We start from the raw sequence: 26,629 nt of genomic DNA, 5'->3' as shown, positions 1-26,629 counted from the left end.
AGTTTGGAGAGCAGCTTCGGAAAGCTGCTTTCCCAAACGATGATGGAGCGTCATTTATGCGTAACGGTTTTTTCTACTCTCTGGTTTTTGCTTTGCTCACCAGTGCTTCAATCGCTGTAGTGGCGGCACCTGCCGTTGTCCAGAACACGGATAAGGCTACGATGGTGAGCGATACCGTTGCGACGTCTACCAGTGAAAAGGTCGATCTCAACGGTGCGGATGCGATAACGCTGCAAAAACAGTTGTCCGGAGTCGGCGAGGCGAAAGCCAAAGCGATTGTTGCGTATCGTGATGCTAATGGGCCATTCGCCTCGGTGGATGAACTGCTTGAAGTGAAGGGTATCGGCAAGGCAATCCTGGATCGCAACCGCGACAAGCTGGAAGTGAACTAAGCTGATTATTCAACGCCAAGGGGCCGGTCATTGACCGGCCTTTCTGCTTTCTGGTGGTAGAGATGCGACAGAGGGAGTGGCGTCGCGTTTGTCGGTGAGCTGAAAATTATGGGTATCATATTGTCTTTGGATTATGCCTATAATAATTTCCGTCACCTCCAGGCCAGTGAGCGTTGGAGGCCTATCTCCCAATATGTTTCAGGAGCGCTCTCATGAGTTCAGTCCAGTCTCAAGGTACCGCTGTCGTCACTGGCGCATCGTCCGGTATCGGTGCCATCTACGCGCAGCGGCTGGCAGCGCGTGGTTTTGATTTGTTGTTGGTTGCCCGTGATCAACAGCGTCTGGAAACCGCTGCGAACCAGTTGCGCGAGGCCCACGGTGTAAAGGTTGAAGTGCTCAAGGCCGACCTGACGCAAAAGAATGATGTCCTCAAACTCCAGCAACGCCTGCGCAGTGATTCGAGCATCAGCCTGTTGGTGAATAACGCGGGGGTCGCAGCCGATGGCCTGCTGGCCAATTCCGATGCCGAGCAACTGGAGCGTCTGATCCAGTTGAACGTCACCGCCGTGACGTTGCTGGCCTCGGCAGCCGCCGCCAGTTTCGCCAAGGCTGGACGCGGCACGATCATCAATATCGCCTCGGTGGTGGCGCTGTTTCCAGAACGCTTCAATGCAACCTACAGCGCGAGTAAAGCCTACGTGTTGAGCCTGACTCAGTCGCTCAACGCCGAGCTCGAAGGCACTGGCGTGAAGGTGCAAGCGGTGCTGCCCGGCGTTACCCGCACTGAAATCTGGGAGCGTTCCGGCATCGACGCCAGCGGCATTCCGGCGGAGATGGTGATGGAGGCCGGCGAGATGGTCGATGCGGCGCTCGCCGGTCTGGATCAGGGCGAGTTGATTACCATCCCTTCGTTGCCGGATGAGGGGGAGTGGCAGGCATTTGTCCGTGCGCGGCATGTCATGGCACCGAATCTGTCGCGCAGCTCCGCGGCCCAACGCTATAAAAATTGATCAGAGGTAACTGCGGTATGAGTCAGCGTCGAATTGTTGTCACCGGTATGGGCCTGGTTTCGCCTTTGGGCAGTGACGTCGAGAGGGTCTGGCAGCGTTTGCTCGCCGGGCGCTCGGGCTTGCGCAATTTGCCGGAGGCGGTGAGCGCAGATCTGCCGACCCGGGTCGCCGGGATGGTGCCAACGGCGGCGGAGGACGTCGAGGCCGGTTTCGATCCGGACCTTGCCACGCCACCCAAGGAACAGAAAAAGATGGATCGCTTCATCCTGTTTGCAATGGAAGCAGCACGGCAGGCGTTGGCGCAAGCCGGATGGCAGCCGTCCGAGGCCAAGGATCAGGAGCGCACCGCGACCATCATCGGCTCCGGTGTTGGTGGGTTCGGTGCAATAGCCGACGCCGTACGCACCACCGACAGTCGTGGCCCGCGTCGGCTGTCGCCGTTCACCATTCCATCGTTTCTGGTCAATCTGGCGGCCGGTCATGTGTCGATCCAGCACGCTTTGAAAGGCCCGCTCGGCGCACCGGTGACTGCTTGTGCTGCCGGGGTCCAGGCAATCGGCGATGCTGCGCGGATGATTCGTGCCGGTGAAGCGGATATCGCGGTTTGCGGCGGCGCGGAAGCCTGCATTGATCGGGTCAGCCTGGCCGGTTTTGCCGCGGCGCGAGCGCTATCCAGCGGTTACAACGACACCCCCGAACGTGCCTCACGACCCTTTGATAGTGGTCGCGATGGTTTCGTGATGGGCGAGGGCGCCGGTCTGCTGGTGATCGAATCGCTGGAGCACGCGCTGGCACGTGGCGCGCAGCCTTTGGCTGAACTGGTCGGTTACGGCACCACTGCCGACGCCTATCACCTCACCGCCGGGCCGGAGGACGGCAGCGGTGCACGACGGGCGATGCAGTTGGCGCTGGCTCAGGCGGGTGTTGCGCCAGATCAGGTGCAGCATCTCAATGCGCATGCGACCTCGACGCCGGTGGGCGATCTTGGTGAGTTGGCAGCGATCAAGGCGCTGTTCGGTACGGAGAATAAAATCGCCGTGACGTCGACCAAATCCGCCACCGGGCATTTGCTCGGCGCTGCCGGCGGGTTGGAAGCGATCTTCACCTTGTTGGCCATCCGCGATCAGGTCGTCCCGCCGACGCTCAACTTCGACAATCCCGATCCTGCGAGTGCCGGGGTAGATATTGTTCACGGTCAGGCGCGGCCGACGCCGATCAAATATGCCCTGTCCAACGGTTTCGGTTTTGGCGGGGTGAATGCCAGTGTGCTGTTCAAGCGTTGGCAGGCTTAGTCCTGTGACTGTTTGAGGTGATCGCGCGTGACGTCGAGGATGCGTTGGGCAAACTCGACGTCAGCGACACTGCGTGACAGCAAGAGCGCGCCGACCAGCGTCGACATGATGACAATGGCCCGGTCGGCGTTGTTGTCGCCCTCGAGGGTGCCTTCGATTTGACTCAGTCGGGCATTGAGTACCGCATCACTGGTCGGGCTCGGCTGGCCGCGCAGACCCAGCTCTGAGGAAATGGTCAGCAGCGGACAGCCTTCGTGCGGGGAGGTCTGATGCCATTCGGACAGGTAGGTGTCGATAAACGCCTGCAGCGGCTGTTCCTTGGCAAAGATCTCGGCGCACAGGCCATCGACTTGATTGCTTGCCTCCTGCAAGGCTTTCTCGACCAGTTCGTCCTTGGATTTGAAGTGCGAATAAAAGCCGCCGTGGGTCAGCCCCAGTGCTTTCATCAAAGGTTGCAGACCGGTAGCACCAATGCCGTCCTTGCGAAAACGCGCCGAGGCTTCCTTGATGATCCGCTGATGGGTTTGAGCTTTATGATCTTGCGAGTAACGCATGTGGAACTCTCCGCAACAAGACCACCATCTTAACCAAGGTAAATGACATGGTGACTGTACTTCTACTTCTTAAAAGCGCGCCGCTGAGTCCAACACGATCCTTGGAGTTAATACGCCGCAAAAAAACAAACCCCGCCGATTCAGGCGGGGTTTTTCGTTCAGCGATCCTGCGCGTCCTTGATGTCCGCTTCGGCATTGCGCTGCGCAACGCGTTTGCGTTCTTCATCGGTCAGTTCAACCTTGTTGGCAGTGTCGCGCAGCATCATCAATCCGCCAACGATCGAGCCGATTGCAACGACCAGAATCAACCAGGCATACCAGGGCATAACGGCTCTCCTTAATGGCAGCTCGACGGGCGAGGGTTTCGCCAGCGACGCTGCATACCACTTTGAGCGAAGTGAGTTCGCAGTGGTTCCATTCTAGGCCGGTTAAGCCCGGTGTACCCGAAATCCCTCAGCGGCCGGTCAGCATCGCATCGGCCGGAGCGTCAGCGCGCAGTTGCCCGGTGAGCAGAAAGTAGCCGAAGCCGACCGCCATGAAGCCAAGGAAAATCAGCCCGATCAGTGCATTGAACCAGGCCATGGCGATCAGACACACCACCGCCAGCACCAGTGCGATCAGCGGAATCAGCGGATAGCACGGCGCACGGAAAGTCCGCTCGAGATTGGGTTCGGATTTACGCAATTTGAACAGGCTGAGCATGCTCATGATGTACATCACGATCGCGCCGAACACGGCCATGGTGATCATCGCCGCAGTGAGGGTCATGCCGCCGAGGTTGATCAAACCATCGCTGTAGATCGCGGCGATGCCGATGATGCCGCCGGCAATGATCGCCCGGTGCGGGGTCTGGAAGCGCGAGAGTTTCGCCAGCGACGCCGGCAGGTAACCGGCGCGGGCGAGGGCGAAGAACTGCCGCGAGTAGCCGAGGATGATCCCGTGGAAACTCGCCACCAGACCGAACAGACCGATCCACACCAGCATGTGCAGCCAGCCGGAATTGTCGCCGACCACGGTCTTCATCGCCTGCGGCAACGGATCGTTGATGTTCGCCAGGGTGCGCCAGTCACCGACGCCGCCCGCGAAGAACATCACGCCCATCGCCAGCAACACCAGGGTCAGGATCCCGCTGATGTAGGCCTTGGGGATCGTGCGCTTCGGATCCTTGGCTTCTTCGGCAGCCATCGCCGCGCCTTCGATGGCGAGGAAAAACCAGATCGCAAATGGAATCGCGGCGAACATCCCGGCAATCGCTGGCGGCCCGAACACATCGGAGCCGGCCCAGCCGTTCAACGCAAAACTGCTGAAGCTGAACGCTGGCGCGACCACACCCATGAACACCAGCAATTCGATCACCGCCAGCACGCAGACGATCAGTTCGAACGTCGCGGCCAGTTTCACCCCGAGGATGTTCAAGGTCATGAACACGATATAGGCGCCGACTGCCGCATGTTTCGGGTCGAGCGCTGGAAATTGCACATTCAGGTAGGCGCCGATCGCCAGCGCAATCGCCGGAGGTGCGAAAACGAATTCGATCAGCGTGGCCAGCCCGGCGATCAGCCCGCCTTTCTCACCGAACGCACGACGGCTGTAAGCGAACGGCCCACCCGCATGGGGAATCGCCGTGGTCAGTTCAGTGAAGCTGAAGATGAAACAGGTGTACATGGTCGCGACCATGAACGAGGTCACCAGAAAACCCAGCGTGCCTGCCACGCCCCAGCCGTAACTCCAGCCGAAATACTCGCCGGAAATCACCAGCCCGACGGCGATGCCCCACAGGTGCAAGGTGCCCAGCGTGGGTTTGAGTTGTGTGTTCATGCGCATGCTCCCGGAACGGTTTGGAAAGCTCGGGGGAGGGCGTGTGCAGTGGGCGTGCCATTGCTGGGAGTCAGGTCGTAATGCGCTGAAAGCTGTCGTATCGGGGATGTTCGCGGCTGGATGAGCGTTTTTTGTGCGCCAGTTGGGTGCGATGTTGTCGGTTATGCCGTCTTCGCGAGCAAGCTCGCTCCCACAGGGGAATGCATTTCAAAATGTGGGAGCGAGCCTGCTCGCGAAGAGGCTAGCCCATACGGCGCAAAACCCCGCTGTAACGCGAGCATAAACCCACTCTTTACGCTTTCTTTATGCCCAGCCAACTCCCTCGGTCTCGTTCCTTTACAGCCTCCTTTCCGACAATGCCTCCACACGCGGCAATACGCCGTAAAACGGAGATCTTCCATGAGCGTTCTGGACGGGGTGTCCCTGCTGTTGGCAGCCGGGCTGTTCATTTATCTGTTGGTTGCGCTGTTGCGCGCGGATCGGAACTAGGAGCGGCTATGCACAGTTATGACTATTGGCTGATCCTCGCGTTTTTTGCGGTGGTCTTGCTGCCGGCGCCGTTCCTCGGGCGCTTTTACTACAAGGTTATGGAAGGTCAGCGCACCTGGCTGACGCCGATTCTCGGCCCGGTCGAGCGCGGTTGCTATCGAATTGCCGGGGTTGATCCGCAGGCTGAACAAAGCTGGCAGAAGTACACGCTGGCCTTGCTCGCGTTTAACCTCGCCGGTTTCCTGCTGCTGTTCGCGATCCTGTTGTTTCAGGATCACCTGCCGCTGAACCCGCAAAACCTGCCGGGCCAGGAGTGGACTCAGGCGTTCAACACCGCGGTCAGCTTCATGACCAACACCAACTGGCAGTCCTACAGCGGTGAAGCGACCCTCAGCTACCTGAGTCAGATGGTCGGCCTTACCGTGCAGAACTTCGTCAGTGCCGCCACCGGTCTCGCCGTGCTGGTTGCGTTGTGCCGTGGCATCGGTCGCAAGTCAACCAAGACTCTGGGCAACTTCTGGGTCGACATGACCCGCGCCACCCTCTATGGCCTGCTGCCGCTGTGCCTGCTGCTGGCGCTGTACCTGGTGTGGCAGGGCGTACCGCAGACCTTCGCGCAATACGTCAATGCCGTCACCATGCAGGGCGTCGATCAAGTGATCCCGCTCGGCCCGGCGGCCAGCCAGATTGCGATCAAGCAACTGGGCACCAACGGCGGTGGCTTCTTCGGTGTCAACTCGGCGCATCCGTTCGAGAACCCGACCGCGTGGAGCAACCTGTTCGAAGTCGCTTCAATCATCCTGATCCCGGTGGCGTTGGTGTTCACCTTCGGTCATTACGTGAAAGACCAGCGTCAGAGCCGCGCGATCATCGCCTGCATGCTCGCACTGTTCCTGATCGGCGGCGCGACGTCGCTGTGGGCCGAATATCAGCCTAACCCGGCGCTGAACAATGTCGCGGTCGAACAGACCGCGCCACTGGAAGGCAAGGAAGCACGCTTCGGTACCACCGCCACCGTGCTGTGGTCAGTGACCACGACTGCGGCGTCGAACGGTTCGGTCAACGGCATGCATGACAGCCTCAACCCGCTCAGCGGCATGGTCGCGCTGGTCAACATGATGGTCGGCGAAGTGATCTTCGGCGGCGTCGGTGCCGGGCTCTACGGCATGTTGCTCAACGTGCTGATCGCAGTGTTCCTCGCCGGCCTGATGATTGGCCGCACCCCGGAATACCTGGGCAAGAAATTGCAGGCGCGGGAAGTGCAATTGCTGGTGGTGACCTTGCTGGTGATGCCGGTGGGCGTGCTGGTACTCGGCGCCATCGCGGCTGCTCTGCCTGGCCCGGCGGCGACCATCAGCAACCCCGGCCCGCACGGTTTCAGCCAGTTGCTCTATGCCTACACCTCGGCCAGCGCGAACAACGGTTCGGCGTTCGGTGGCCTGAGCGCCAACACCCCGTTCCACAACCTGATGCTCGGTCTGGGCATGTTGATCGGTCGCTTCGGTTACATCCTGCCGGTTCTGGCCCTGGCCGGCAGCCTGGCGATGAAGAAAACCGCACCGATCGGCCAGAACAGCTTCCCGACCCACGGCCCGCTGTTTGTGACCCTGTTGACCGTGACCATTTTGCTGGTGGGCGGCCTGACCTTCCTGCCGACCCTGGCGCTCGGTCCGATTGCTGAACACTTGAGCATGGGCTTCTAAGGAATCGATGATGAATATGCATGTTCCTGCAAAACCTGCGGTGCCGACCCAGTCGGCAGAAGCACCGAAAACCGCGATCTCGGCCCTGTGGCGTCCGGCGCTGGTGCAAGCTTTCGTCAAGCTCGACCCGCGCCAACTGGTGCGTTCGCCAGTGATGCTGGTGGTCGAACTGACGGCGATTTTCACCACCGTGCTGTGCTTCATCCCGGACAACGTCGTGCCGACGTTCGTCGCCGCGCAGATTGCCCTGTGGCTGTGGTTCACGGTGCTGTTCGCCAACTTCGCCGAGGCCTTGGCCGAAGGTCGCGGCAAGGCCCGCGCCGACAGCCTCAAGGCCGGCAGCGAAGGCCTCAGCGCGCGGCGCAAACTGGCCAATGGCAGCTTTCAGGTGGTACCCGCCGCCAGCCTGCGCAAAGGCGACGTGGTGCGCGTCGAAGCGGGGGAGATGATCCCCGGTGACGGCGAAGTCATCGAAGGCATTGCGGCGGTCAACGAAGCGGCGATCACCGGTGAATCGGCGCCAGTGATTCGCGAGTCCGGCGGCGATCGCTCCGCGGTTACCGGCAACACGCGTCTGGTGTCCGACTGGCTGCTGGTGAAGATCACCGCCAACCCCGGTGAATCGACCCTCGACCGTATGATCGCGCTGGTCGAAGGCGCCAAACGCCAGAAGACCCCGAACGAAGTCGCGCTGGATATCCTGCTGATCGGCCTGACCCTGATCTTCCTGCTGGTGGTGGTGACCCTGCAGCCGTTCGCCCATTTCGCCAACGGCAACCTGCCGCTGGTGTTTCTGGTGGCGCTGCTGGTCACGCTGATTCCGACCACCATCGGTGGCCTGTTGTCCGCCATCGGTATTGCCGGGATGGATCGACTGGTACGCCTGAACGTGATCGCCAAGTCCGGGCGCGCCGTGGAGGCGGCCGGTGACGTGCACGTGTTGCTGCTGGACAAGACCGGCACCATCACCTTCGGTAACCGCCGTTGCAGCGCGGTGTATGCGGCGCCGGGCGTGAGTGGTCGCGAGTTGGCCGAAGGCGCGTTGTTTGCCTCGCTGGCGGACGAAACCGCCGAAGGCAAATCCATCGTCGAGTACCTGCGCGGTCTGCATCCGCAAACCGAGCCGGCACTGGATACGTTGACTGCCGTGCCGTTCAGTGCGGAAACCCGCTTGTCCGGTGTCGACTATCAGGGCCGCGTGTATCGCAAGGGCGCAGTCGATTCGCTGCTGTCGTTCCTCGGCCAACAACGCTCCGATCTGGCCCCGGCGCTGTCGCGGGAAATCGACAAGATTGCCCAGAGCGGCGGTACGCCGTTGCTGGTCTGCGCCGACGGCAAGCTGCTCGGTGCGATCCATCTCAAGGACGTGGTCAAGCCAGGCATTCGCGAGCGTTTTGCCGAGCTGCGCAAACTGGGGATTCGCACGGTGATGGTCACCGGCGACAACCCGTTGACCGCTGCGGCCATCGCGGCTGAAGCGGGCGTCGATGACGTGCTGGCCGAAGCAACCCCGGAGAAAAAACTGGCGCGCATCCGTCTTGAGCAGAACGACGGTCGTCTGGTCGCCATGTGCGGCGACGGCGCCAACGACGCCCCGGCGCTGGCACAGGCTGACGTCGGCATGGCGATGAACGACGGCACGCAAGCCGCACGCGAAGCCGCAAACATGGTCGACCTCGACAGCGACCCGACCAAGCTGCTGGACGTGGTGCAGATCGGCAAGGAATTGCTGGTGACCCGTGGCGCGCTGACGACGTTTTCCATCGCCAACGACGTCGCCAAATACTTCGCGATTCTACCGGCGCTGTTCGCCGCGATCTATCCGCAACTGGGCGTGCTGAACATCATGCACTTGACCAGTCCGCAGAGCGCGATCCTCTCGGCGATCGTCTTCAACGCCCTGATCATCGTGGTGCTGATTCCACTGGCATTGCGTGGCGTACGCGTACAGGCAGCGAGTGCCGCGGCGCTGCTGCGGCGCAACCTGCTGATCTACGGACTGGGCGGGATTCTGGTGCCGTTCGTGGGGATCAAGGCGATCGACATGCTGCTCACGGCTTTGCATTTGGTGTGATCCATTCGCGAGCAGGCTCGCTCCCACATTTGCAATGCGGCCTCCTGTGGGAGCCAGCCTGCTGGCGATGAAGTCGACTCGGTCCACCTGAATTAACGCGGTATCCGCTTTCTGAATTCGAGGATTTTGCAATGTCCACAATGATACGTCCGGCCCTGAGCCTGCTGGTGCTGATGACCCTGATCACCGGCGTGGCCTATCCACTGGTGGTGACCGGCGTTGCGCAGGTCGCTTTCCCTGAACAGGCCAATGGCAGCCTGGTGCACGACGCCGATGGCAAGGTGCGCGGCTCGTCGTTGATCGCCCAGGATTTCGTCGGTGATGCGTGGTTCCATCCGCGCCCTTCGGCGGGCGCCTTTGCCACCGTGTCCAGCAGCGCCAGCAACCTCGCGCCGAGCAATCCGGCGCTGGCCACTCGGGTAATCGACGACGCCAACAAGTTGCAGGTGCCCGGCCAGGGGCCGGTGCCATTGGCGCTGCTGACCACCTCCGGCAGCGGCCTCGATCCGCACTTGCCACCGGCGGCAATTGCCTATCAACTGGCGCGTGTCGCGCAAGCGCGCAACTTGCCGGTGGCGACCTTGCAGCAACTGCTCGATGCGCACATCGAACAGCCGCTGGTGGGGCCGCCGGTGGTGAATGTGCTGGAGCTGAACATGGCGCTGGAAAAACTCTGAACCGGCGGCGCGGCCATTCGCGAGCAGGCTCGCTCCCACAGGAATACGTGTTCCAAATGTGGGAGCGAGCCTGCTCGCGAAGAGGACCGAAAGAACACCGCATAACTATCTGGAAGAGAGAACATCAAGCATGAGCGACTCCGGCCGCGCCGACGCGCTGTTAGCAGACCTGCCCCGCGACGGCCGTGGCCGGCTGAAGATTTTCCTCGGCGCCGCCCCCGGGGTCGGCAAGACCTACGCGATGCTCCAGGCCGCGCACACGCAATTGCGCCAGGGCGTGAAAATCATCGCCGGCGTCGTCGAAACCCATGGTCGTGCGGAAACCGAAGCGCTGCTCGGCGGTTTGCCGCAGCAGCCGCTGGTGCGCTCGGAATACCGTGGCGTGATGCTCGAAGAAATGGACCTCGACGGCCTGCTCGCAGCCAAACCCAAGCTGGTACTGGTGGACGAACTGGCGCACACCAACGCCCCCGGCAGTCGTCACACCAAGCGCTGGCAGGATATTCAGGAACTGCTCGCCGCCGGCATCGACGTCTACACCACGGTCAACGTCCAGCACCTGGAAAGTCTCAACGATCAGGTGCGCGGGATCACCGGTGTGCAGGTGCGCGAAACCCTGCCGGACTGGGTGCTGCAGGAAGCCTACGAACTGCTGCTGATCGACCTGCCGCCGCGTGAATTGCTGGAGCGTCTGCGCGAAGGCAAGGTCTACGTGCCAGAACAGGCGCGGGCGGCGATCGATGCGTTTTTCACCCAGACCAACCTCACCGCGTTGCGCGAACTGGCGATGCAAACGGCGGCCGCGCAGGTCGATAACGATCTCGCTCAAGGCTACCGCCAACTTGGTCAGGCAGCTCCAGCGGTGCGCGGGCGTTTGCTGGTCGGCGTTGATGGCGATGCGCATGCCGAACGCCTGGTGCGTCACGCCAGCCGCGTCGCCCAGCGTCGGCATTTACCGTGGAGTCTGGTGCATGTCGACAACGGCACAGTGCGCGACGAGCAATCGCGCCTGCGCCTGCAAAATGCCCAGCAACTGGCCGAACGCCTCGGCGGCGAAGTGGTATTGCTGCGCGCCGGCGAAGTGGCGAAAACCCTGATCCAGCATGCCGCCGAACGCCGTGCGAGTCTGCTGCTGGTCGGGCAGTCGCGGCCGAGTCTGCGCCGTCGCCTGTTCGGTGGCGGGCTCGCCGCGCGTTTGCTGCGCCAGGCCCACGGCCTGGAAATCAACGTCCTCGACAACGACCATGAACACCCGCAATCGCGCCTGAGAACTACGCCGACGCTGGTCTGGTTCGACTATCTGTTGGCGCTGGTTGCCACGCTGTTGGCCAGTGCCCTGGCCTGGGCGGTATCGAGTATTTTGCCGCTGCCGAACATCTCGTTGGTGTTCCTCGCGGCGGTGTTGCTGGTGGCGGTGCGCAGCAGCCTGGGCCCGGCGCTGGCCTGCGCGGCGTTGTCGTTTCTGACCTACGACTTCCTGTTCATTCCGCCGAATTTTTCCTTCGCCATCCAGCGTGAAGAAGACGTTCTGACCTTGCTGTTCTTCCTGCTGATGGCGGCGCTCACTGGCAACCTCGCGGCGCGTCAGCGGCGGCAGTTGCAGGCATTGCGCGATACGCAAGAAGAGACCACGGAGCTGCTCGACCTGTCGCGCAAACTGACTGCGGCGACGGATCGTCAGGCAGTGATCAGCGCTGCTGCGCAGCACCTCAACGGCTGGAGCGATCTGCAATTGTGCCTGCTCAACCGCGACGGCCAGGGCGGCTGGAAAGTCGAGACCGGCGGGCCTCTGGAATTCAGCGAATCGGAACGCGCCGCCGCCGACTGGGCCTGGCAACACGATCAACCGGCCGGCATGGGCACCGGCACGCTGCCGTTCGGTCGCTGGTGGTGGTGGCCGCTGTCGGTGGAGGACGGGCCGCTGGCGCTGCTCGGGGTCTGCGCCAAAGAAGGCCAGACCTTGAGCGGACAGCGTCGACGCTTGCTCACTGCCTTGAGTCAGCCACTGGCTCAGGCACTGGCCCGTGCGCAACTGGCGGACGATCTGGAAGCTGCGCGCCTGCACGGCGAAACCGAGCAATTGCGCAGTGCGCTGCTGGCCTCGGTATCGCATGATCTGCGCACACCGCTGACCGCCATGCGCGGCAGCATCGACAGTCTGCTGGCCCTCGGCGAAGCGATTCCGCTGGAGGATCGCCGCGAGTTGCTCGAAGGCACCCGCGACGAAGCCGAACGCCTCGATCGCTATATTCAGAACCTGCTGGACATGACCCGCCTCGGCCACGGTGCATTGAAGCTCGCGCGCGACTGGGTAGCGCCGGCGGACATCGTCGGCAGTTCGCTAAATCGCCTGCGTGCGGTGCTTGCGCCGTTGCAGGTCAGCACCGACGTGCCGTCCGAGTTGCCGCTGCTGTTCGTGCATGCGGCGCTGATCGAGCAGGCGCTGGTCAATGTGCTGGAAAACGCCGCACGCTTCTCGCCGGTTCACGGTCGTTTGCAACTGAGTGCCGGGGCGAGTGAAGACGAGATTTTCTTCACGGTCAGCGATGAGGGGCCGGGGATTCCCGAGGACGAGCGAGCGAAAATTTTCGACATGTTCTACACCGCCGCGCGTGGCGATCGCGGTGGGCAGGGCACCGGTCTGGGACTGGCGATCTGTCAGGGCATGGTCGGCGCGCATGGCGGGCGGATCAGTGTCGCCGACGGCATTGACGGGCGCGGCACCAGCATCACTCTGCACCTGCCGTTGCAGACGCAACCGGGGATGGACAATGAAGCCTGATCACGACTGCGCTACTCTCTTCCCAATCTTTTGTGTTGATGTGAATTCATGAGCCAGACCGCGACCATTTTGGTCATCGATGACGAACCGCAGATCCGTAAATTCCTGCGCATCAGCCTCGCCTCACAAGGCTACAAAGTGCTGGAGGCCGGCACCGGCGCCGAGGGGCTGGCCCAGGCGGCGCTGAACAAGCCCGACCTGCTGGTGCTCGACCTCGGCCTGCCGGACATGGACGGCCAGCAGGTGCTGCGCGAGTTTCGCGAGTGGGCCACCGCGCCGGTGCTGGTGCTTTCGGTGCGGGCCAGCGAAGGGCAGAAAGTCCAGGCGCTGGATGGCGGCGCCAATGATTACGTGACCAAGCCGTTCGGCATTCAGGAGTTTCTCGCCCGGGTTCGCGCGTTGTTGCGTCAGGCACCGGCCGGCGAGGCCCAGCAAGCGGCGCTGACGTTCGGCCCATTGACCGTGGATCTGGCCTATCGACGAGTGCTGCTCGACGGTGCCGAAGTGGCGCTGACTCGCAAGGAATACGCAGTGTTGGCGCAACTGGCACGGCATCCGGGCCGGGTGATCACCCAGCAGCAATTGCTCAAGGACATCTGGGGGCCGACGCATACCGAGGACAGTCACTACTTGCGGATTGTGGTCGGGCATTTGCGTCAGAAGCTGGCGGATGATCCGACGCGGCCGCGGTTTATTGTGACGGAGGCGGGGGTTGGATATCGGTTGTTGAGTGATGTTGGCTGATCTGGCCTCTTCGCGAGCAGGCTCGCTCCCACACTGGATCTGCGTCGTTCACAAATCCCCTGTGGGAGCGAGCCTGCTCGCGAAGATGTCATCAAACACACCCGAGAAATCAGGCCCGATCAACCCTGCTCACTCTCATACCGATCCAGCGTATCCCGCGCAATCTCCCGCCCCAGCGCGATCAGTTCCGGCGCCTTGTAGAACTCGAAAAACCGGCACACGCGCTTCGGCACATTGATCAGAATGTCCGGCGGATAGCCGGCGATCTTGTACTGCGCCAACGAGGTCTGCATCACCTCGAAACTCTGGTTGATCAGGTCCAGCAGTGACGCCGGCCCGACGTTGTCGATGATGAAAGAACCGGTGGCGGACTTCGGTGCGCCTTCGCGCTCAGGGGCGGCTGCCGGTTGCTGACTTTCCGGTTCGCTGCCTTCCAGCCACGGGTTGATGTCGGCGGCTTCGGCGCGCAGCGCTTCCTGTTCCAGCAACAGCAATTGCTCGGCCTGTTTGCGGCGGAACGGCATCTTCGAACCCAGCGAACTGAGCAAACTGTCGAAGCCCGAACGAAACGCGGGCGGGCGCTGAATCACCGGCAATTTGTAGTGGCGCTGGTTGGTCGCGTTGAGGTTGACCGCGATGATCAGGTCGCAGTGGCTGGAGACCACCGGCACGATCGGCAACGGGTTGAGAATGCCGCCGTCCACCAGCATCCGGTTGCCTTGCATCACCGGGGTGAACAGGCTGGGAATTGCCGCCGAGGCGCGCATCGCCTGATGCAGGCAGCCTTCCTGAAACCAGATTTCCTGTTGGTTGGTCAAGTCGGCAGCGACGGCGGTGTAGGGAATGCGCAGGTCTTCGATATTGATCTCGCCGACGATCTTGCGGATCTGCCCGAAGACCTTTTCGCCACGTATCGCCCCGAGGCGAAAACTCACATCTACCAGCCGCAGCACATCCAGATAGTCGAGGGTTTCGATCCAGGTGCGGTACTCGTCAAGTTTGCCCGCCGCATAGATCCCGCCGACCACCGCGCCCATCGAACAACCGGCAATGCAGGCAATGTCGTAACCGCGTCTTTCGATCTCCTCAATGACCCCGATATGGGCATAGCCCCGGGCGCCACCGGAGCCCAGCACCAGTGCGACACGCTTTTTCATCAAACTTCCTCCCGACAAGGCTCCACAATGCACCCTTCGGGGGGCGGGCGACAATCGGCAGGGTCGCTGGAGACGGCAGGAGCGTCGTTTTTTCGATACTCCGTGACCGCTCGGCGCTATGCTTTGGTCGCCGCAGATTCATGGGGCGCCAAGGCACTTTTCCCGCGCCGCAACGTCTTACCTGCACGACTGTTGACCTATTTTGAGGTGTGAGTGATGAAAGCCTGGATCTGTGTGCCGTTGATCGCGCTGGCATTGGCCGGTTGCGCGGGCAAGACTGCTTATCGGGACAGCTGTGGCAGTCAGCTGGATGCGGCGTGGCATGAACTGGACCTGGCCAAGGCCGAGGGTTTCGCCGGCACGGTCAGCTACTCCAAGGCGCTGTCGTTGCTGACGGCGGCCAAGACTCAGCAGCAATTCGAAGGCTTTGAAGGCTGCAGCAACAAGGCCGAGAAAGCCCGTTTCTATATTCGCGAATCCCGCGCAGGGCGCTAAGCTGCTGACTTGACGCAAGGATGCGCCTGCCTTCTGACGGCAGACTCATCCTTCAAGCCATGTGAATCAGGAGCAAGTGATGTCTGCGTTGGTGGATCGGTTGGTGGCTCATGTCCTGAGCTTGGAAGTGCGGCTGCTGGCCTGTCAGGCGCGACTGACTGCGCGTACCGACCCTGAGGCGCTGCACGACTTGCGCACCACGGTGCGGCGCTTGCGCAGCCTGTTGCGACCCTTGCGTGGTTTGCCCGGAGTCGAGCAACTGGAAGGTGCCGCCTCGGCGGTCGGTCAGTTGACCACCCCGTGGCGCGATCGCGAGGTACTGGCGGCGTACCTGCTCAAGCATGATCAACCGCAAGCCGCACAGCGACGCATGGCGCAAATGGACGAAGCCTATCCAGCATTGGCAGCGAGCGCCGAAGTGGCTTCGCTGCTGATTATCCTCGATGCCTTCCCGCGATTCCTGCGTGCTTCCGAGCGTCAGGGGCTGCTCAAGGATCTGGGCAAACGCATCGAAAAACGCCTGCACAAACAATGGAAGAAGCTCGACGAGGCCCTGCACGATCCGGCCCACGACCGCCATCGTCTGCGCTTGCTGATCAAGCGCGTGCGTTATGGCATCGAAGCCTATCCGGAACTCGATCGCCTGCCTGAGCCGGCGCTGGCGCGGTTGAAGTCGGCGCAGGGCGCGCTGGGTGACTGGCACGATTGCTGGCAGTGGCTGGCGCGGGCCGAACTGGAAAGCGATCTGCAACCGTGCGTCGCGACCTGGCAGGCGGGCCTGATCAAGGCAGAAGCCAAGGCCGATCGGGTGCTCGACAAACTCAGCACTGCCTGCTTCAAATCCTGAATTCTCCATAGAACCTTTGTGGGAGCGGGCTTGCTCGCGAAAGCGGTGTATCAGTAGACAGATCGGTGACTGACACACCGCTTTCGCGAGCAAGCCCGCTCCCACATTCGAATATCTTCCTGACCTTAAGGCCTTTCTGTCAGTCCATTTGACCGGAATAGACGCTGCGGCGCTCTGCCATGCTGGTTAAGATCGCTGCATTCCTTTTTTCGCTTGCCGAGGTTGTCATGCGCTTTTCCGATCTGATCGAGGCGGTTCGTCGCCAGCCAGAAGTGACCATTCCCGCCGAGTGGGGTCAGGGGCGAGCCAGTTTTGGTGGCCTGGTGGCGGCGCTGCAATACGAGACCATGCGCGCGAATGTGCCGGCGGATCGCCCGGTGCGTTCGTTGGCGATCACTTTTGTCGGCCCGGTCGAGCCGGAAATTCCGGTGCGTTTCGAAGTTGACGTGTTGCGCGAAGGTAAAGCGGTCAGCCAGGTGCTGGGCCGGGCTGTGCAGAACGGTCAGGTGGTGACAATTGTGCAGGGCAGCTTCGGCGCTTCGCGACCTTCGGAAGTGGCCGTTGCCGCCTATCCGGCAGCCGAAATGAAACACTGGGACGAATGCCAGGAGTTGCCCTACATCAAGGGCGTGACCCCGGAATTCATGCGGCATCTGGCGATGCGCTGGAGTGTCGGCGGCATGCCGTTCACCGGCAACAAGTCGCGACAGATGGGCGGCTGGGTGCGTTTGCGTGGCGATGTGAAGGAAGAGCCGGTCAATGAGGCGCATCTGCTGGCGCTGGTGGATGCGTGGCCACCGGCCTTGTTGCCGTACCTGAAGAAACCGGCACCGGGCAGTACGCTGACCTGGACCATCGAATTCGTTCAGCCGTTACGCGAGTTGAGCACCTTGGACTGGTGCAAATATCTGGCAGACATCGAATACGCCGCCGACGGCTATGGTCATGTCGCCGCCAAGCTGTGGAGCGCGGAGGGAGAGTTGATCGCCATGAGTCGGCAGACCGTGACGATTTTTGCCTGAGTCACTCAATGCCGACGGTGGCGCTCCCGCCAGGCGCGCCACCAGCCGCCACTGAGGAAAAACCGCGGAAAGGTCAGAAACTGCTCGACCAGCAAGCGCGACACGGCATCTTTACGATCACTGAACGGCTCGGAGGCTTGCGCCTCCAGGCTGTGGCCGTGGCGCTGTAGACCCAGCGCCGCGACGATACCGATCACACCGATGGCGACACTGGCCAGACTCAAGCTGAACACGCCGGACACGATCAACAGAAATGCAACGATGAACAGCGGCACGGCAATCAGGTGCAGCACCAGATTGGTCGGATGCTGGTGATTGTTCGGGTACGCGCGCCATTGCCACGCGGGAAGATTGGGGTGACGTTTGCCCATGTTGACTACTCCTCGATCCATGTTGAACACATGCTTGAAGAATAGGCCGGGGCGGGTGGGGCGGCGAATCAAGGTTGGCTATGGTGGTAATAGGTGCAATGGCTGGATTCGATGGTGTTGCAATTGACGCCATCGCGAGCAGGCTCACTCCTACAAAGGATCTGCTGCGCACACAAATCCCCTGTAGGAGTGAGCCTGCTCGCGATGAGTCCCTTAAAGTTTGAGTTGACCGATGGCCTTGCTCAATTCCCCGGCCAACGTCGCCAACTCATTACTGGTAGTCGCCGAATCCACGGTCTGTTGCACGGTGTTTTCGGTCACATCACGAATGCTTACCACCGCCCGATTCATCTCTTCCGCGACCTGACTCTGCTGCTCCGCCGCCACCGCAATCTGCGTGTTGCTCTCGCGCATCTGCGCCACCGCGCCAGTGATTTCCGCCAGCGCCTCGCCAGCCTCCTGCGCCTGCTGCACGCAGTCGTCGGCCTTGTACGAACTCTCCTGCATGAAGTCCACCGCATCGCGGGTGCCGGCCTGCAGCGCCGAAACCATGGTGGTGATTTCATCGGTGGAGGTCTGCACGCGCTTGGCGAGATTGCGCACCTCGTCGGCGACCACCGCAAAACCACGGCCCATCTCGCCGGCACGCGCCGCTTCGATGGCGGCGTTCAGCGCCAGCAGGTTGGTTTGCTCGGCGATGCTGTGAATCACACTGACTACGCCGTTGATCTTCTGGCTGTCTTCGGCCAGGCGCTGGATCATTTCGGCAGTCTGCTGCACACCGCTGGAGAGTCCGGCAATCGACTGTTGCACGCGGCTGACCACTTGCTGGCCACTGCCGGCCAGACCATCGGCGGTCTGCGACAGGTCGCGGGTGGCACCGGCGTGCTGGGCGATGTGATAAACCGTGGCGGTCATTTCATTGATCGCAGTGGCGGCCTGATCGGTTTCGCTCTGTTGACCGAGCATGCCGTGGCGCACCTCGTTCATGCTCGCCGCCAGACGCGCAGCGCCGACGTCCAGTTGCCGCGCGGTTTTGGCAACGGTGGTGACCACGCGCTGATAACCGGCCTGCATCGCGTTGAACGCATTGGCCATTTGCCCGACTTCGTCCTTGCAGGCCAGCGGCACACGGGCCGAGAGGTCACCACTCTTCTCTACATGCAGCATCACGTCTTTCAAGGTGTTGAGCTGACTGAGCAGGAAGCGGATCAGCAGTTGCGAGGCGCCGAGCATGGCCAGCATCAGGATGAACACCGCCACCGCGTAGTTGGCAAAGCGTTCGCTGAACACTTGCGCCAGGCTCGGGCCATAGGCGATGACCGCGACTTGCTGGCCGTCGCCACGGCTGAACACTTCAGCGCCCAGCAGCGGGTTGTTGCCGAACAGCGGCAGATGATTGATCTCGTTCCAGCCGTTGCTATCGCTGATCTCCAGCACGGGTTGATCGTTGAGGCGCGGCGCTTCACCGCGTTTGAAGGTCAGTACCTGATCGGCCTTGGGCAACGCCTGCCCGGTCGGCCAGGCCTTGAGCAATTGTGCCTGGGCTTGCGCGGAGGTTTTCGACGCGTGACTGCGTGCCTGCTGCTCAAGCTGCACGGCATACAGCACCAGCAGCAGGGTGGTGACGAAAGCGACCGCATTGACCGCCCAGAATTTGTATTTCAGCGAGATATTGCTAAGCCAGGCACCCATGGAGGTCTTCTCTGATAGCGGAAACAGTTTTGGCAAGGTGCCAGCATTGTGCCGCTATGCAGATCTGAAGATCTTGATACAGGTCAACAGGTTCTACGCTGAGCCCCTTTGTGGGAGCGGGCTTGCTCGCGAATGCGGTGTGTCATTCAGCTCATTTCTGCCTGATACACCGCTTTCGCGAGCAAGCCCGCTCCCACAGGGGGATTCTGGCGTGTCAGGGCAGGGCGGGGAGGTTGAAGAACGCGCGGGCACACGCCGTTGTGTGCGCAGCCAGATCTTCCTCGGTCTCGCCCCGATGCAGCGCCACTTCGCGCAGCACCTCGGTCAGATACGCCGGTTCATTGCGGCCGTTCTTCGGCTTTGGGCGCAAGGTGCGAGGCAACAGGTACGGCGCGTCGCTTTCGAGCATCAGTCGTCCGCGCTTGATCTCCTTGACCAGCGGGTGCAGATGCGTGCCCCGGCGCTCGTCGCAGATCCAGCCGGTGATGCCGATGTGCAGGTCCAGATCGAGGTAACTGAACAGGGCTTTTTGCTCGCCGGTAAAGCAGTGCACCACGGCGGCGGGCAGTTGATCGCGGAAGTCCCTGAGGATTTCCAGCAGACGCTGACTGGCATCACGTTCGTGCAGGAACACCGGCAACTGCAGTTCTACCGCCAGCGCCAGATGTTCTTCGAGGACTTTTTCCTGTTGCGGGCGCGGCGAGAAATCACGGTTGAAATCCAGTCCGCATTCACCCACGGCGACCACGTTTGGCTCTTGCAGCAGACTGCGCAAACGACGCGCGCTGTCAGCGTTCCAGTCACTGGCCGAATGCGGGTGAATGCCAGCGGTGGCAAACAGCCGCTGGCCGCTTTTATCCAGTTGCCGGCAGAGCTCCAGCGCCTGCTCGCTACTCTCGACGCTGGTGCCGGTCAGCACCAGTTGGCAGACCCCTGCAGCGTAGGCGCGGTCGAGCACGGCCTGATGTTTTTCGGCGAAACTGGGGTTGGTCAGGTTGACGCCGATATCGATGAGTTGCATGGTTCTACCTCGGGCCGAAGGCCGGAAAGCATACCAGAGCTGTAGATTTATAAGAAAAGCCAAGAACTACAACGAGTTATAGCTGTCTTTTGATGCCGTGACGTAGCCCGGGTTGGCAGAAAAGCCATCGCTGTGCCAGTCTCTCGCACTTTGCCAGCGCTCCAGGCGCTCTGTTTTCGTCGGTGATTTCGACCGTTCAGCGGTGAAATCGCCCCGTATTTTTTCCGGAGAGTGGATGCATCGTCCCTCGGTTTTGCTCCTGTTGTGCGCGTCACTGCTGCTGCCGATAACGGCGGTTGCGCGCTTGCCCGGGCCACAGCAAGCCGTGCCGGCCGCCAAGGTTCGTGACCTGTCGGAGATCCGCAGCAGTCGCGTGTTGCGCGTGCTGGTCAATCAGAGTCGCAACAGTTCCGGTGAAGTCCAGGGTCAGGCCATCGGCGTCGAATACCATCGCCTGCGCGCCTTCGAGCAATACCTCAATGGCCACGCCCGCGATGGTCAGGAAATTACCCTCAAGATCATTCCCAAAGCCAAGGATCAGCTGCTCGGCGCGTTGCAGCGTGGTGAAGGTGATCTGGTCGCGCCCGGTGAGCTGCTCGATCTGCAACCCGGCCACGCGGTGGCCAGCAGTGAGCCGATCGCCAGCAACGTGCCGCTGGTGCTGGTCGGCATCAAAGGCGAGCGCCGTTACACCAAGGTCGAGCAGCTTTCCGGCAAAACCCTGGCCTTGCCCACCGGCAGTGCGGCGGGGGAGGCGGTCAGCCAGCTCAATCAGAAACTGGCGTTGCACAAACTGGCGCCGATCAAGATCGAATGGGTCGATCCGACGCTGGCCGTTGAAGACGTGCTGGAGATGGTGCAGGGCGGGATCTTCCACCTGACCATCGTCGAGCAACCGATCGCCGAGCGTTGGGGCAAGATTCTGCCCAAGCTGCGTTTCGACCGGCAGTTGATGATCAGCGAACCGGGTGAGGAATACTGGTTCGTGCGCCGGGATGCCTCGATGCTGCGGGCGAGCATCGATCGCTTCCTGGGCGGCTACAGGAAGCCGGCGAACGAGGATGCAGAGTTTCTGCGGATCTATCGACGGCTCTACCAAGTGCACTATCCGTTGGCCAAGGCTGACCGCCAGCGTCTGGAAAAACTGCGCCCGACCCTGCAAAAACACGCCGACGCGCAAAGCATGGACTGGCTGAATCTGGCGGCGCTGGCCTTCAAGGAGTCAGCCCTGCAACCCAGCGCCCGCAGTGGCAGTGGTCCGACCGGGTTGATGCAGATCACCCCGTCCGCAGCGCAGCGAGTCGGTGTGAACAACATCCAGAATCTCGATGCGAATGTGCAGGCCGGGGCCAAGTACCTGGCGATGATTCGCCGCAAGTTTTTCAACAGTCCGAAACTCAATGAGCGCGAGCGCATGGCCTTCACCCTGGCGGCCTACAACATCGGCCCGGAGCGGGTGCAGGGCATGCGTGCCGAGGCACGGCGGCGCGGGCTGAATCCGAACCAGTGGTTCTTTCAGGTCGAGCGCATCGCCATGGAGCAGGTGGGCATGGGCCCCGTCAGCTATGTTAATAGCGTGAACAAGTATTACTTGGCGTTCGACCGGGAGCGGGAGTCGCTGGAGCCCCGGGGACAGAAAGTCGCTTCACGGAAATGATCTAATAATTTGATTGTTATGGCGGAATAATTGCGCTTTTAACATGAATTTAACTGATTAATATAGCGGCCAATCCCAACACACTTATCGCAAAACAAGGAATGCCCCATGAGCTCTCTGATCAACAAGGTTCTGTTCACTCGCGCCGGTTACGGCCTGACCATTCTGCGTATCGCGGTCGGCGTGATCTTCGCCGCCCACGGTTCGCAAAAACTGTTTGGTCTGTTCGGTGGTTACGGTCTGGCGGGCACCGCGCAATACATGGACAGCATCGGTCTGCACCCGGGTTACCTGATGGCCACGCTGGCCGGCGGTACCGAGTTCTTCGCCGGTCTGGCGCTGATCATCGGCCTGCTGGTGCGCCCGGCGGCGCTGGGTCTGACCTTCCTGTCGCTGGTGGCGATCTTTACCGTACACATCAGCAACGGTCTGTTCATGGCCAACAACGGTTACGAGTTCGCCCTGGCGCTGCTCGGTGGCAGCCTCGCGGTGATGATCGAAGGCGCCGGCAAGCTGTCGGTGGATCGCGCCATCGCCGGTTGAGCGCTCTGGCTCAAGCAAAAGGCCCGCATTGTGCGGGCCTTTTTTGTTGCGGCCGATTCTTGACACTCATCGGTCACGTTATCTAGGATGTTGCTCATGCGCCGATTTAAACAGCTACTTGCGGGGCGCCAGGTGACTCAGACAGTTGCCGTCAGAAGCCGGAACAGGGCTTCGAAATACCGCTAAAGCGCTGGTTCGGTGTTGCCTCTCACCTGCCATGCAGACTTTTGAGGCAGAGACACGACACGATGAATGCACTACGCCCTCCAGCACGTCCCGCGCCGATCACGGCACATATCACCCAGCGCAACCCGAAAATCCTGCTTGGCGGCAAACATCAGCCAACGCTGTTGCGTTATCTCGATGGCTGGCCACGTCGCAGCGGCGGTCCTGCCGCGTTCCTGATCCAGTTCGTTGAAGATGGCGAGTCGCTGGCGCGGTTTGCCAGTGACAGTTTTGACCTGGCGGTGATTCAGGCACCGAGCGCTGAAGACGCGCCGGAAATGATCAAGCAACTGACCCGCGTTGCGCGGCAGGGTTTGATCACCCGCCGCTGAAACGCTCAGGGATATTCGATCGCCACGATATAGACAAACTGCTCACCGGTTGGCGTCTGTACCCGGACTTCGGCGTCCAGCGCCTTGCCGATCAAGGCGCGGGCCAGTGGTGAGTCGATGCTGATCAGACCCAGTTTCAGATCCAGTTCATCCGGGCCGACGATGCGGTAGCGTGATTGCTTGCCGTCTTCGTCCTCGATGGTGACCCAGGCGCCGAAGTAGACCTTGTTCGGATCGCTGGGTTTTTCGCTGACGACCTTCAGTGCTTCGAGACGCTTGGTGAGAAATCGCACGCGGCTGTCGATCTCGCGCAGCATTTTCTTGCCGTAGGTGTACTCGGCGTTTTCCGAACGATCACCCTGCGCCGCTGCTTCGCTGACCGCTTGCGTTACCTGCGGGCGGCGCACATGCCACAGCTCATGGAATTCGGCGCGCATCCGCGCTTCACCTTCAGGGGTGATCAGCGCGGTGCCGGCGGTGCGGGGAGGGCGATAACGGCTCATGGCAACTTCTTGTGGTGACGAAGGCTGGAGTCTATCAACCCTCGCGCAAGACTGTCAGCGGACTCGCATTCAGCGCTCGACGTGTGCCGAACACGCCGGCACCGCCAATCAGCGCGGCGCCAATCAACGGCAGCATCAGCAACCACGGATGCGGATGCCATGGCAGATCGAAGGCAAAGCGATACAACACCAGACTCACCACTTCCGAACCGATGGCCGCGAGCAAGCCGCTGACCGCACCGAGCAAGCCGAACTCGATGCGCCGCGCCTTGATCAGCAACTGCCGTTGGGCGCCCAGCGCACGCAGCAGCGCACCTTGGCGAATGCGTTCATCCAGGGTTGCCTGCAAGCCGGAGAACAGCACCGCCATCCCCGCCGCCAACACAAACAACAACACGTATTCCACCGCCAGGGTGACCTGGGCGAGGATGCTGCGCAGTTGTTCGAGCAAGGCTTCGACCTGAAGGATGGTCACCGCCGGGAAGGCTCGCGACAGCTCGACGATCTGCTGATCGTGACCGGGGGCCAGATAGAAACTGGTCAGGTAAGTCGCCGGCAGATCCTTCAGGGTGCCGGGCTGGAAGATCATGAAGAAGTTCGGCTGGAAGTTGTCCCAGTTGATCTCGCGCAGGCTGGTGACTTTCGCTTCACGATTGACCCCGCCGACGCTGAACACCATGTGATCGCCGAGTTTGAGCTTGAGGCTTTCGGCGACTTTACCTTCAACCGACACGCCCGGTACGTCGTCCGAGGGTTGCCCGGTCCACCACGTACCGGCGGTGAGCTTGTTACCGGCCGGCAGGTCGGCGGCCCAGGTCAGGCTCAAGTCACGTTGCACGGCACGGTCGCCGGCCGAATCCTTGCTGACGATCTGCTGCACCGGTTCGCCGTTGATGCTGATCAGCCGTCCCGGCACCACCGGGTACAGCGGCGCCGCTTGTGCGGACACCTTGATCAAGTGATCGGTGAAGGCCTGTTTGTCCGCCGGCAGGATGTTCAGGGCGAAGTAGTTGGGGGCGTTTTTCGGTAACTGGTTTTGCCAGGTGTCGAGCAGCTCGCCACGCAGCAGGGCGATCAGCGCCATCGACAGCAGGATCAAACCGAACGCCAGCGCTTGCCCGGCCGCCGCCAGCGGATGACGCAACAACTGGCCCAGACCGAGACGCCACGGCAGCGGCGCGCGGGCGAGCATTCGGCGCAGGCTGTTGAGCAACAACAGCAGCAAGCCACCCAGCACCAGCGCAGCGACCACGCCACCGCCAAGCAGGGCGAAGGTCAGCAGCAGATCCAGACTCAGGCGCCACATGATCAGGCCCAGTGCACCCAGCGCCGCGCCATAGACCATCCAGGTGCTCGACGGAATCGGCAGCATGTCGCGGCGCAGTACCCGCAGCGGTGGCACCCGACCCAGCGCGGCAAGTGGCGGCAGGGCGAAGCCGGCCAGCGCCACCAGCCCGGTGCCGATCCCGGCGAGCGCCGGAAACAGACCGCCGGGCGGGACGTCCGCTGGCAGCAGATCATGCAGCAGGGCAAACAGGCCCAGTTGCGCCAGCCAGCCGAGCACTGCGCCGCTGAGGGCAGCGAACAGGCCGAGTACGGTCAGTTGAATGCTGAACAGCAACATGGTTTCCCGACGCGACAAACCAAGGCAGCGCAGCAAGGCACTGGCATCGAAGCGGCGACTGGCGAAGCGGTTGGCCGACAGCGCCACGGCCACGCCGGCCAACAGCACCGCGACCAGACTGGCCATGTTCAGGTAGCGCTCGGCCTTGCCCAGCGCGCCGCCGATCTGCCGGTTACCGTCGCGCGCATCCTGAATGCGCTGATTGGCGGCCAGACCGGGTTTGAGCAGTTGTCGGTAGGTTTCCAGCGCCTGCGGTTCGCCGCGCCACAACTCGCGATAACTCACGCGGCTGCCGGGCTGGACCACACCAGTGGCGGCGAGGTCCTCGAGGTTGATCATCACCCGAGGCGTGAGGCTGTAGAAGTTGCCGGCGCGATCCGGCTCGTAAGTCAGCACGCGGGTCAGCTTCAGGGTTTTCATGCCGACGTCGATGCTGTCGCCGATCTTCAGATCCAGCGCAGTCAGCAGACGAGCTTCAACCCACGCTTCACCGGGTTGCGGCTCGCCGCCCGAGGTTTCAGCGGCAAACGGGGCCGGGGCACTTTTCAGCTCGCCGCGCAGCGGGTAGGCGCGGTCGACGGCTTTGATGCTCGATAACTGAATGCCGTTGTCGGTGGCAATGACGCTGGAAAACTCCACCACCTGCGCATGATTCAAGCGCAGCTCGGTACCGCTGCGAATCTGTTCGTCGCGGGCCGGCGAGCTGCCCTCAAGCACCAGGTCGGCGCCAAGGAACTCGGTGGCGCGCAGCATCATCGCACCGTTGAGGCGGGCGCCGAAGTAGCCGATGGCAGTACTCGCCGCGACAGCCACGACCAAGGCAAAAAACAACACGCGCAATTCGCCGGCGCGGGCATCGCGCATGAGTTGACGTAGGGCGAGACTGAACAGACGCAACAGCGGCAGACGTGCCATCAAGGCTCCAGAGGGGCAACCAGCAGCCCGGCTTCAAGTCGGATCAGGCGCCGGCAGCGATGGGCCAGGCGTTCGTCGTGGGTCACCAGCACGAGGGTGGTGCCGCGTTCCTTGTTCAGTTCGAACAACAAGTCGCTGATGCGCTCGCCGGTGTGGCTATCGAGGTTGCCGGTGGGCTCGTCGGCGAACAGCACGTCCGGCTCGGCAGCGAAAGCCCGGGCAATCGCCACGCGCTGTTGTTCGCCGCCGGAGAGCTGGCGCGGCGAGTGTGTCAGGCGCTGGCCGAGACCGACCCGTTGCAGCAGTTCGGTGGCGCGTTCGCGGGCGTCTTTGCGGCCATCGAGTTCCAGCGGCAGCATGACGTTTTCCAGGGCGTTGAGGCTGTCGAGCAACTGGAAGGATTGAAAGACGAAACCCACGTGTTCGGCACGGATGCGCGCGCGCTGGTCTTCGTCGAGATTGCTCAGGCCTTGCCCCGCGAGGATGACTTCGCCGCTGCTTGGCAGGTCGAGGCCGGCGAGCAGGCCGAGCAGGGTGGATTTGCCGGAACCGGACGCGCCGACGATGGCCAGGCTGTCGCCCTGGTTCAGTTCCAGGCTGAGTTCGTGCAGGATAGTCAGTTCACCTTCCGCGCTGGGAACCACTTTGCTGAGGTTCTTCGCGGTGAGAATGCTTGCGCCCATGGAG

25 protein-coding genes are annotated in these 26,629 nt (G+C 61.9%); 15 read left to right on the top strand and 10 right to left on the bottom strand.

The window, feature by feature from the left end; translation table 11 throughout:
• The first annotated feature begins 56 nt into the window (after positions 1-56).
• The 3 genes from ACOYXG_RS18695 (at position 57) to fabF (ending at position 2,694) form a co-directional block, all read left to right on the top strand.
• Positions 57-392: a ComEA family DNA-binding protein gene (locus ACOYXG_RS18695; RefSeq protein ID WP_097088338.1), complete on the top strand. Its 336-nt coding sequence runs from the start codon at positions 57-59 to the stop codon at positions 390-392.
• A gap of 212 nt (positions 393-604) precedes the next feature.
• Positions 605-1,402 (top strand): SDR family NAD(P)-dependent oxidoreductase, encoded by a 798-nt coding sequence (locus ACOYXG_RS18690; RefSeq protein ID WP_097088337.1) that lies wholly within the window; start codon positions 605-607, stop codon positions 1,400-1,402.
• A gap of 17 nt (positions 1,403-1,419) precedes the next feature.
• Positions 1,420-2,694, top strand: a complete 1,275-nt coding sequence (gene fabF, locus ACOYXG_RS18685; protein ID WP_097088334.1) for a beta-ketoacyl-ACP synthase II — start codon at positions 1,420-1,422, stop codon at positions 2,692-2,694.
• On the opposite strand, the gene ACOYXG_RS18680 is transcribed toward fabF, so the two are convergent.
• The 3 genes from ACOYXG_RS18680 to eat all read right to left on the bottom strand — a co-directional run bounded on the left by ACOYXG_RS18680 (position 2,691) and on the right by eat (position 5,066).
• Positions 2,691-3,248: a TetR/AcrR family transcriptional regulator gene (locus ACOYXG_RS18680; RefSeq protein WP_097088332.1), complete on the bottom strand. Its 558-nt coding sequence runs from the start codon at positions 3,246-3,248 to the stop codon at positions 2,691-2,693. The genes fabF and ACOYXG_RS18680 overlap by 4 nt on opposite strands.
• A gap of 158 nt (positions 3,249-3,406) precedes the next feature.
• Complete coding sequence (locus ACOYXG_RS18675; protein WP_003226857.1) at positions 3,407-3,574, bottom strand: DUF2897 family protein; 168 nt, start codon at positions 3,572-3,574, stop codon at positions 3,407-3,409.
• A gap of 127 nt (positions 3,575-3,701) precedes the next feature.
• On the bottom strand, positions 3,702-5,066 hold the full coding sequence (gene eat, locus ACOYXG_RS18670; RefSeq protein WP_007963671.1) for an ethanolamine permease: 1,365 nt from the start codon (positions 5,064-5,066) through the stop codon (positions 3,702-3,704).
• Positions 5,067-5,465: 399 nt separating this feature from the next.
• On the opposite strand from eat, the gene kdpF reads away from it, so the two are divergent.
• The 6 genes from kdpF (at position 5,466) to ACOYXG_RS18640 (ending at position 13,535) form a co-directional block, all read left to right on the top strand.
• Complete coding sequence (kdpF, locus tag ACOYXG_RS18665; RefSeq protein WP_007963673.1) at positions 5,466-5,555, top strand: K(+)-transporting ATPase subunit F; 90 nt, start codon at positions 5,466-5,468, stop codon at positions 5,553-5,555.
• 8 nt (positions 5,556-5,563) lie between these two features.
• On the top strand, positions 5,564-7,258 hold the full coding sequence (gene kdpA / locus ACOYXG_RS18660) for a potassium-transporting ATPase subunit KdpA (RefSeq protein ID WP_460353308.1): 1,695 nt from the start codon (positions 5,564-5,566) through the stop codon (positions 7,256-7,258).
• Between the two features lie 10 nt (positions 7,259-7,268).
• Positions 7,269-9,332 carry a potassium-transporting ATPase subunit KdpB gene (gene kdpB / locus ACOYXG_RS18655; protein WP_049827884.1) on the top strand — a complete coding sequence of 688 codons (2,064 nt, stop codon included), beginning with the start codon at positions 7,269-7,271 and terminating at the stop codon, positions 9,330-9,332.
• A gap of 131 nt (positions 9,333-9,463) precedes the next feature.
• Positions 9,464-10,009, top strand: a complete 546-nt coding sequence (gene kdpC, locus ACOYXG_RS18650; protein WP_097088328.1) for a potassium-transporting ATPase subunit KdpC — start codon at positions 9,464-9,466, stop codon at positions 10,007-10,009.
• Positions 10,010-10,139: 130 nt separating this feature from the next.
• Positions 10,140-12,791: a DUF4118 domain-containing protein gene (locus tag ACOYXG_RS18645; RefSeq protein ID WP_460353305.1), complete on the top strand. Its 2,652-nt coding sequence runs from the start codon at positions 10,140-10,142 to the stop codon at positions 12,789-12,791.
• Between the two features lie 48 nt (positions 12,792-12,839).
• Positions 12,840-13,535, top strand: coding sequence for a response regulator (locus ACOYXG_RS18640; protein ID WP_096794947.1), 696 nt, complete (start codon positions 12,840-12,842; stop codon positions 13,533-13,535).
• 119 nt (positions 13,536-13,654) lie between these two features.
• Here the strand turns inward: ACOYXG_RS18640 and ACOYXG_RS18635 are convergent, their stop codons facing one another.
• Positions 13,655-14,692: a patatin-like phospholipase family protein gene (locus ACOYXG_RS18635; protein WP_460353302.1), complete on the bottom strand. Its 1,038-nt coding sequence runs from the start codon at positions 14,690-14,692 to the stop codon at positions 13,655-13,657.
• A 216-nt stretch (positions 14,693-14,908) separates the two neighbouring features.
• On the opposite strand from ACOYXG_RS18635, the gene ACOYXG_RS18630 reads away from it, so the two are divergent.
• The 3 genes from ACOYXG_RS18630 (at position 14,909) to ACOYXG_RS18620 (ending at position 17,056) form a co-directional block, all read left to right on the top strand.
• Positions 14,909-15,187: a hypothetical protein gene (locus ACOYXG_RS18630; protein ID WP_007963692.1), complete on the top strand. Its 279-nt coding sequence runs from the start codon at positions 14,909-14,911 to the stop codon at positions 15,185-15,187.
• A gap of 79 nt (positions 15,188-15,266) precedes the next feature.
• Positions 15,267-16,034 carry a CHAD domain-containing protein gene (locus tag ACOYXG_RS18625; RefSeq protein ID WP_460353299.1) on the top strand — a complete coding sequence of 256 codons (768 nt, stop codon included), beginning with the start codon at positions 15,267-15,269 and terminating at the stop codon, positions 16,032-16,034.
• 227 nt (positions 16,035-16,261) lie between these two features.
• A complete protein-coding gene (locus ACOYXG_RS18620) occupies positions 16,262-17,056 on the top strand; it encodes an acyl-CoA thioesterase (RefSeq protein ID WP_460353296.1) in 795 nt (264 codons plus the stop codon).
• A gap of 5 nt (positions 17,057-17,061) precedes the next feature.
• Here ACOYXG_RS18620 and ACOYXG_RS18615 read toward each other — a convergent pair whose 3' ends face one another.
• From ACOYXG_RS18615 to ACOYXG_RS18605, 3 genes are all read right to left on the bottom strand, one after another.
• The gene (locus ACOYXG_RS18615; protein ID WP_047295495.1) at positions 17,062-17,427 is read right to left on the bottom strand and encodes an Mpo1-like protein; all 366 of its coding nucleotides are present in this window, start codon (positions 17,425-17,427) and stop codon (positions 17,062-17,064) included.
• Between the two features lie 213 nt (positions 17,428-17,640).
• Positions 17,641-19,122, bottom strand: coding sequence for a methyl-accepting chemotaxis protein (locus ACOYXG_RS18610; protein ID WP_460353293.1), 1,482 nt, complete (start codon positions 19,120-19,122; stop codon positions 17,641-17,643).
• Between the two features lie 214 nt (positions 19,123-19,336).
• Positions 19,337-20,143, bottom strand: coding sequence for a TatD family hydrolase (locus ACOYXG_RS18605; RefSeq protein WP_460353290.1), 807 nt, complete (start codon positions 20,141-20,143; stop codon positions 19,337-19,339).
• 235 nt (positions 20,144-20,378) lie between these two features.
• Here ACOYXG_RS18605 and ACOYXG_RS18600 point away from each other — a divergent pair, with 235 nt between their 5' ends.
• The 3 genes from ACOYXG_RS18600 (at position 20,379) to ACOYXG_RS18590 (ending at position 22,900) form a co-directional block, all read left to right on the top strand.
• Positions 20,379-21,800 (top strand): MltF family protein, encoded by a 1,422-nt coding sequence (locus ACOYXG_RS18600; protein WP_097088316.1) that lies wholly within the window; start codon positions 20,379-20,381, stop codon positions 21,798-21,800.
• Positions 21,801-21,908: 108 nt separating this feature from the next.
• A complete protein-coding gene (locus ACOYXG_RS18595) occupies positions 21,909-22,343 on the top strand; it encodes a DoxX family protein (protein ID WP_007964771.1) in 435 nt (144 codons plus the stop codon).
• Positions 22,344-22,591: 248 nt separating this feature from the next.
• Positions 22,592-22,900 carry a hypothetical protein gene (locus tag ACOYXG_RS18590; protein ID WP_003226820.1) on the top strand — a complete coding sequence of 103 codons (309 nt, stop codon included), beginning with the start codon at positions 22,592-22,594 and terminating at the stop codon, positions 22,898-22,900.
• A gap of 5 nt (positions 22,901-22,905) precedes the next feature.
• Here ACOYXG_RS18590 and greB read toward each other — a convergent pair whose 3' ends face one another.
• The 3 genes from greB to ACOYXG_RS18575 are packed head-to-tail and all read right to left on the bottom strand — an operon-like array spanning position 22,906 to position 26,625.
• Positions 22,906-23,403: a transcription elongation factor GreB gene (gene greB, locus ACOYXG_RS18585; RefSeq protein WP_016770885.1), complete on the bottom strand. Its 498-nt coding sequence runs from the start codon at positions 23,401-23,403 to the stop codon at positions 22,906-22,908.
• A gap of 34 nt (positions 23,404-23,437) precedes the next feature.
• Positions 23,438-25,942 carry an ABC transporter permease gene (locus ACOYXG_RS18580; protein WP_103368332.1) on the bottom strand — a complete coding sequence of 835 codons (2,505 nt, stop codon included), beginning with the start codon at positions 25,940-25,942 and terminating at the stop codon, positions 23,438-23,440.
• Positions 25,942-26,625, bottom strand: coding sequence for an ABC transporter ATP-binding protein (locus tag ACOYXG_RS18575; protein WP_007964778.1), 684 nt, complete (start codon positions 26,623-26,625; stop codon positions 25,942-25,944). Before ACOYXG_RS18575 ends, ACOYXG_RS18580 begins: the two co-directional genes overlap by 1 nt.
• Positions 26,626-26,629 lie beyond the last annotated feature (4 nt).

The sequence above is a fragment of the Pseudomonas sp. G3-39 genome, from assembly GCF_054790485.1.
The sequence above is the reverse complement of the archived record's forward strand: the minus strand, read 5'-3'. Positions and strand labels throughout refer to the sequence as shown.